4 protein-coding genes are annotated in these 8,021 nt (G+C 51.8%); 1 reads left to right on the top strand and 3 read right to left on the bottom strand.

Annotated elements, in window-relative coordinates:
- The coding region (locus LWH94_RS18475; RefSeq protein ID WP_232903213.1) for a transposase at positions 1–430 on the top strand (430 nt) is incomplete at its 5' end.
- 34 nt (positions 431–464) lie between these two features.
- Here the strand turns inward: LWH94_RS18475 and LWH94_RS19490 are convergent.
- From LWH94_RS19490 to LWH94_RS18485, 3 genes are all read right to left on the bottom strand, one after another.
- Positions 465–590, bottom strand: a complete 126-nt coding sequence (locus tag LWH94_RS19490; RefSeq protein WP_269802668.1) for a hypothetical protein — start codon at positions 588–590, stop codon at positions 465–467.
- Positions 591–679: 89 nt separating this feature from the next.
- Positions 680–6,949: a DEAD/DEAH box helicase gene (locus tag LWH94_RS18480; protein WP_232903214.1), complete on the bottom strand. Its 6,270-nt coding sequence runs from the start codon at positions 6,947–6,949 to the stop codon at positions 680–682.
- A 9-nt stretch (positions 6,950–6,958) separates the two neighbouring features.
- Positions 6,959–7,909 carry an STY4851/ECs_5259 family protein gene (locus tag LWH94_RS18485; RefSeq protein WP_232903215.1) on the bottom strand — a complete coding sequence of 317 codons (951 nt, stop codon included), beginning with the start codon at positions 7,907–7,909 and terminating at the stop codon, positions 6,959–6,961.
- Positions 7,910–8,021: the final 112 nt, after the last annotated feature.

Below are 8,021 nucleotides of genomic sequence, written 5' to 3' on the forward strand. Positions count from 1 at the left end.
TTTTGATGGGGGAATCAGGCAGCCTGCCAGGGTGGCAGCTTTGCCGTGGAATCAGTGGCAGCTTTCGCGTGGAATGGGTGGCAGGCTTCGTCTGGAATCAGTGGCAACCTTGGTCTGGAATACGCACCAATACCCACAGATCTCTCGTTCCTGGCAAAGCCACTGGGATAACCTGATCACCATCTTCGAGTACCCGCCGGCGATCCGGAAAGTGATCTACACCACCAATGCCATTGAGTCGCTGAACAGCGTGATCCGCAAAGCCACCAAGCGACGGAAGCTGTTCCCCAGTGATGACTCAGCGTTGAAAGTAGCCTTCCTGGCCATCCAGCAGGCCTCAAAGAAATGGACGATGCCGATCCGTGATTGGAAGCCGGCACTGAATCGCTTTATTATCGAATTCGGTGACCGCCTGGACGGTCACCTGTAATGGGGTGGGCAGTTACACAGATTTATTTACAGGCTCAAGCATCGCGGATCTGCCCTATTCCCAACTCGTCCAAGGTGCCCGGCTCCTGCAACATTGCCAAAACCTGCGACACTTTTTCCCTGTCCGAGGATGAAAAGTCTACCCAGCCAATACTGCTCATGATGACTCCAAACTCCCATCAGCTACAGAACAAGGTCATGTCAATGTGCAAAGAACTTAACCTTGCGTGTAATATCCACCAAACTCCAACTACACACCTAGTCCACCAATATCGCTGTCTTCGTAAATCGCAATATCCGTAGCCCAGCCACCGGCATTGACTAGCCGACCCTCTTTATCAAGCTCCAACATTCTTTGTACTTGTGCTTCAAGGCCCAGATCAAAATTGAAATATTTCAGATCGTGGCGGAAGGCTTTCATTTCCCAGTAGCCCATGCCCTGATCGAAAGCCAACTTGATCGTACGCCCCGAGGCCAATCCAATGCTAAGTATCCGACGGTGGGTAAGTTCACGCCTATCATTATTGACTTGAAAGTCTACCTGTTTGGCCCCTAGAGCGGCCCTAAGAAACGCACCCGAGACGACGCGCTGCGTTTCGGCGTTTACCCAATCGTCCCACGCCATTCGACTATCCCGACGGCCATCGCCAGGCATGGTGATAACAGACAATGATGTTTCATCACCTATCTCCACCGCTTTCAAAATATTGGCGAGCATTACTACCGCCCAGGGAGACTTGAGATAGCGATCCTCGTACTGCAGCGAAACAATTTTTTCTTGATCAATGGCTTCCGCATAACTCGGAGCCTTTTGCTTGAGTACGCTCCAGAAGTTTCGCGCCAAATCCTGAATCGAGCCGTTCAGTTCAGTGGTCAGCTCTACCACAGCTGCGCCGCTAGGCTGAGCCGACCAACCTGCCATATCCAAGCTGCTGGCTGAGAAAACAGGCTCCTGATGTGAATAGACCCACAAGGCCTGATCATCGCCACTCAGCCAGTTTTCACCAGGACTCTGGGCGTTTGTACTGTTGGTGATTAAAGTAACGAGTCCGTCCTTTTCAAGCTCGAACTGAAGCGGCATTCTTATATCTGGATTTGGGTGATCCTCGTCTGTTTCTGAGACGTCGATACCAAATCGGCCGAGATTGGCGAGCTCCTGTTTGATCTCCTCACTCAACGTGGTGCCCTTCGGCAAGATCAGAGTGACTCGCAAGCCATCAATAGCACGCCATCCCATGAGTTTCCGGCGAAAATCAGGGTTGCCGAGATCCCATTCGCTGGGGTCTCCTTTTAGACGCAATGAGACAGCTTTCGCACCTTTGTTAATCCAATGCCGGACAAATCGCTCAGGATCATACGGCCAGTAGGCTGCGCCGGGAACAGAAGCGAAAGGTTCAGGTAAACAAAGATGGTCTCTGATACCGCTGTGAGCGACCCATTCCAGTGCCGCCCTACGGTTCAGCTCGTCGAATTCCACCCGGCTGTCTTTGCTGGCAAGGCAGGCCGCACAGACATTGTCGCAGTTGGCCGGGCATTCAAGCTTTTTGAGCATCTTTTCGATGAGTTCTGCCAGATTCTCTAATCCCGTCAGAACAAAGCCCGCGCCACCGGCAACGTCGTCGTATACCTGGATGACGTAACGGGTTGCTCCTGTATCGAGGTCTTTGTCTTGCCGGACCCCGAAGCCCATTTCAGTGGTCGCAATGCCGAGCTGGTCTGCAATGGTATCCCTAAGCGCGACTGCCAGGGTTGTGGCAATGACCCGGCCGTCTTCTGAGGCCGGTATCCATTCACCGGTAATCGGACTCTTTAGTATGAGTTCCAGGACATCAGTTTGAGCCTGGTACCCAAGGTAGATCCCGGCCATAACCTGCTCGCCCAAACAATCTTTCTCTTTGTGGCTACCCGCATTTCCTCCAATAGGCCGATGAAACTTGTCAGGCTGAAGGTCTTTCGGTTTCTCGTGATTGGCAGACATTGAATCTGCGCGCCCGCAGCTCAGGCAAACAGCGTATCCGGTTCCGTTTTCACCGCCCGAGTGGTGGAAGACATGCCCTTTGTCACCGAACCGGATGAAACCGCAGCGCTCGTCAGGCAGTGAAATCACATTTTCATCTACGCTGATCCGGGGCTTTTCAACGGGGATGAATTTCTGGGAAGTAACGTCGTTACTCGTCGACTCGTAAAAATCCGTGGTGAAGCCAGCCGGTCTGAGAACCCGTTTGACGTACTTCGGATTAATCATGCTGTGACACTGTGTGCATGACAACTCATCACTGTTCACATAGGCATACTCTCGGTAGCCATGTGCACCGCAATTCTGACAACTCCAGGCCAGATCGAACTTTTGTGCTCCACCCTGCGCGCTGTCGTAATAGGAATACAGGGTTACACCGGCAGAACGGTATACACGGCCATCGATGACAACCTGGGCTCCAGGAGCGTATTCTCGGATGGCAATCGGTAGGCCCCTTGATGGTTTTTCCTTGTAGGTAAAGATGTTGTCCTCGCGGGACTTCTCCTGCTTGCGGGCGCTTTTATCAATGAAGTCTTCGACGTTGTAGGTATTGAGATTCACCACGTCTGTAGGGAAGCCGTAACCCGGCAGGAAAGCACGGGCGGCCAGGTCTCGCAGCAAGTATTCTTCTTCGTGGCGTTTCTTCTCGAGCTCCAACGCTTTTTTGTATGCATCATCCGACGCTTCGCGATGCCGTTCGTTCAACCGGCGGTATTCTTCCCGCCAAAACGATGACAATCGTTGGATCGCTTCTTTGCAGTCGGCTGCCAACACGGCAAAGGATGTGGCGGATAACGCGGTGTTTTCTCGAGTGATCCGGCCAACTCCTTTCACCACGTGGTTTTCTGCGGATCCGGCGGCCAGTGTATCCAGCCAATCGACAAACCTTTCACACACCGATGGATTACCGCCGAAGAACCAATGGACGTTTAACCGAGTGCGATCATCGTCAGTGTTCGTTTCCGACTTCAGGAAGTTCGCCAGCAAGAATGAGTTTACGTGGCGTTGAACTAGCGGCGCAGCGCTGAGGGTAATCACCGGCGCGGGAATGGCCGTTACCCAGGGCCACTGAGGATTCTGGAAGGCCCGGGTATTGTGCGGATCAGGTTTACATAGCGTGTAGGCGACGGCTCTAGGCTCACTGCGCCGGCCAGCCCGACCCGCTCGCTGCAGGTAGTTAGCCGGATGGGGCGGAACGTTATTCATCACAACCGCAGAAATGCCGCCGATATCGACCCCCATCTCCATGGTGGTGGAGCAGTTCAGAACGTTGATTTTGCCTTTCTTGAAGTCATCCTCGTATCGCTGGAGGCGCTCTGCTGCTTGCTGGGCGGAGTGTTCGGCTGTGCGATAGTAAAAGCCGCCCTCTATTGTTCGGTCAGAAATATCTGTCCAAAGGTTCTGTGACCGAAGTGACTTAACTACATCATTCTTCTGGAGCCGCTCACGAACATCGATCAGAAAACGAGCAGGCTCGCTATCAATCGCAAGCTCAGTAAAAATGGGCATTTCAGCCGTTCTGCATCGATAGTTTTCGGCCTCGGCTTTGTTTGGCAAGTAAGGCGTTAAACCTCGGAAGGTGGTATCGATAATCCGGTTCGTTACAGGACAAACCCAAACATGCTTTGGCAAGTAAAACGTGAGAGTTTCCCGTGTGAGAGCAAAACCTTGATCATGTCTTTGAAGAATCTGAGTTGATATCAAAGCATCCCAAGCAGCCTTCAACCAACAATTAATCTTATTCCGATGCGATTCTAGCTCTGGATTTAGCCCTGTTCCCAAGGCTAGTATTTTGACAAGACGATGTGGTTGACCATTTTGGACCTGCGGCCATGCCTTTGTACGGCTACCCGTTACGTCGCTACCAGGGGCAAAAACCTCTTTCGGGGCAAACCGTGAACCCATCCAAGCGCTTTCTAGCTTGTTAAGCCTCAGAAATGTATTTTCGCGTACGTAAAAGTCCAGGGCCACCTTCAAAAAGTTCTTCCAATCGGATAATGAAAGAGGCGATGAGCCAGTTCCGTCCGCTGATTGAGCCTGTGTCTGTACCCAGTACTCAGGAGTTGAATTGACCTGTTCTAGTCCTTTGTACCCTACCCCTATGATGCCGAGTGTTTCACAACTGTTCTGAGTTTTCGGCCTACGCGCAAACTCCCGCAAAAGCAAAATTCGGGACAGAGTATAAGCACCCTCACCATTTCTAAACAGTTGCGGGTTTGCATACTCGTTGTATTTAAGAATCGAACCCTGGACGTCTGAAGACTGCTGAAGATATTCAACAACTTCCCTCCACTCAACTGATACTGGCTCAGAAGCTGCCGCCTTTTGAGCAAGAGCCATCTCCCTGAAAGAGTTTGCACCTTCTTTTTGACCACTCTTTTCGGCAATTTCTGCCATTTCCATGAGCTTCTCGTAGGTCATGCCTCCAGGGGCACCATTTGTTTTCGTTTTGGTTAACTCTTGGTTCTGTAGAAAGCGGAAAACTAATCCTCTCAGACGGGAGCGCTCCGCTTCCTGTTGCATACGCACCGCCATGCGAGCGGTGCCCTGGCGGCTATCGGTAAAGGTGATCAGTTTACGGCCACGGCCTGGCAGAGATTCCGGCGAGGCACCATCACAATCTTCACGCGATGGATCAGGACAAAACTCCAGAACCGTTGGCACGGCGTTGCTGACGTAGAAAGGCGACCCTAGATACGACTTGCGTAGAAACCCGCCTGGTGTTTTTCCAGCGCTACCACAGTTCACGCAGATCGCATCACGTTCATCGGCCTGTGAAATCGTAATGCTGTTTTCGGCATCCAGCTTTCCAAGCTCTGCTGTACCCAGATCCAGATCTTCAGAAACGAAGGCTTCATGGGGCGTGGGCGCAATGACGGTGCGCCCTTTTAATGAGCTTCCAGCTCTGTCGGAAATGCCGCTGTCATCTGAGTCATCCTCCTGCAGTGAGAACTCATCACTGACATAGGGGCTGGCCTGACGTAGGTACGGATGGGCATGCTCAGCTGTCAGGTGAGGTGTTTTGCAGTCGTCACAAAAACCCGCTTCGTAAACGGGCGAACCACAATCACACTTCCCGCGCTGTTGAACATAGACTTGGCCAAAGGGCCAGTCTTTCAGATCTCCGGATTTTGCAGAGCAGCCGGGGTTTACGCAGCTCCAGAGCCCATGAAGCATGCGCTGAAACAGGTGAGCCCGTAATTTCAGGAATGGCTCCTTTTTATCCGACGGTTTGGTGTTGGTTAGCAAATCCAACCATTCCAATAGTTCCTGCTGTTGTTGAACACCATCTTTACTAACCAACAGAGGCCCCACAGAGCCGGAGAGATCGTTAAGGCTGACGGGCTTCGGTGAGTTGACTACCGTATTCCGTATCAGCTGTGCCGTTCTGGATTTGCAAAGGGCGTCGAATCTCTTGGCCGAGGTTGTGCTTCCCTCCTCGATCGACTTTAACTGTGTCAATGACATGCCGCTGTCATCGCCGTCAAACTGAATTTCCGGAACCTGACGCTGACCACCGATCACTACAACCTGGCGCAAAGGAACACCAGCCAGACCTGCAAGGTATTCTCTCAACCTTTCTTCAGCCTTCTCATCAGCGATGGTCGCAGATGTGGCGACAAACCGGATATCTGAGGCTTCGCGGCCAAAGGCTTCGACTACACGACGAAGCAGCAGAGAGAGCTCAGCGGCTTGAGATCCGATGTAGGTGTGGGCTTCGTCGAGGACAATCCAGCGAAGAGATTGCGCTTCCCGTGACTTTCGAATGATTGGATCATCCACCTGACGGACGAGCATATACTCAAGCATCGTCGCATTAGTCATTAGAATCGGCGACGGATGCTCCCTCAGCTCCTCCCGTGAGAGGGTTTGATTGGGAGCCTCTTTTTGTTCTTTCCGAACGGAGGCTCTAGATTCTTTAGTGTTGCCATTGTAAAGACAGAACCTGATGTTCTGATCGAATGGCCGAGTCCAGGCGTCAAGACGTTCCCGTTGAGAGTTGATTAGCGCATTAAGAGGATAAAGGAACAGGGCTCGCACGCCTTGAAGTGGCTTCCTTGTCTGCTGATATTCACTGACGAGATCCTGCAAGATCGGGATCATGAAGCACTCGGTTTTACCTGACCCTGTCCCGGTGGTGATTACCGCAGACTGTGGTTTTTCAGCGAGCAAAGTTCGCCAGGCAGTCAACTGATGCGTATACGGTTTTATATTCGGGTCAAACCGATAGTTTTCGTTGGGCGCATCGGACAAAGCAGAGATAACTTCACTGCTGAGCAGTTCGCCCTCCAGGGCCTTAAAGGTAATATTGCCCGGCTCCCATCCAAACGTGTGCTCGAAGACCGGTGGCGCGAGAAAACAGCCCTCCTCGCCCAACTGGTTGCTCATTTGCTTTGCCAAATGGGCTCGCAATCCGGGGTCAGCCAAGCCCAAGATGCTGAGCGTGGACTCCCGGGTACGCTCTAGTGATTGGTTAATGAGATCCTTGAAATAACCACTCATTTTGATTCCTTATTCTTCTGTTTCGAGCAAAAGATTTGAGAGTACCAGTGAATAGGTAGGTTCATACCAAGCGTCACGGTCGAAGTCTGAAAGAACCCGAACAGCAAACCTCAGTTCCGGAAGCGATTCTGAAACATCCGTAAACCTCGCTTTTCCTGCGGTCACCGCCGCCATAAATACAGGCAAGTAAGCCACAGCCCTCGAAAAACCAACATCGGGGAGTGTCGTTATTTCCGTCGGGAAGTTCTGCTGGTGAATCCAGTTTGTGAGCTCCACCTTGAACCATTCCGGCCATCTCTGGTCGTCCGCATGATTACGTCGCAAATCTTCAAAGCATATCTTCGCAAAAACGTAAGGAACCTGTTCCAAGTTCACGTGCTTTGGCTCTCGCAAATAGTTCGAAAGATGCATAAAGCAGGGAATTGCGGTAGCGACGCTGCTTATCCGATCCTCTACGAGTTTTTCAGCTAATTCTTCGGGGATGCCCTGGTCGACAAGAAAATTGCTCTGACCAGCCCGAACATCGATCCAGGTCTGCACATTCACCGTTTCCCAGATCACTGCAAGCTCGTTACTCAACCGCCGACAAAATGCAGGATCAAACTCGAGCCGAAAAACTGCCGCAGCTATCGCGGAAGTATTGTTCGCCAAGGCCTTCCAACTTTCGAATGCCGACAAGGGCAAAGCGCTGTATTGCTCTTTAAGGGCACGAAGATAATCCCAACCACTGTGTGAGAAATCCTTGGCCATCGCCGAGATGACTTGATCAAAAGCATTAGGATTGTGCACTGGGTGAAATGCTTTGGCGGCCGAATGCAGGGTGTTTACATGAGATTCGGATGTGTTAGCAGAGTCCTCCGTAACCCAGACCGTTGGCCGGAACTTAACGTTGGACTCAGCCGGCGGAAATAGTAACCAAGGACCGTTTTTCATCATTTTCGGTGGGATGTTCGGCGACAATTAGGATGACCGGTTAACGACAATTATCTTGGCCGGTTGGGTGTAACAATTGGCCCCTTGTTTTCCATGGTGGAGCAAAGGGTGCCAGGCCAACACATAACCAACCGACAAG

Origin of the sequence: Marinobacter sp. G11, assembly GCF_021282325.1 — a bacterium.
Classification (GTDB): Bacteria; Pseudomonadota; Gammaproteobacteria; order Pseudomonadales; family Oleiphilaceae; genus Marinobacter; species Marinobacter vinifirmus.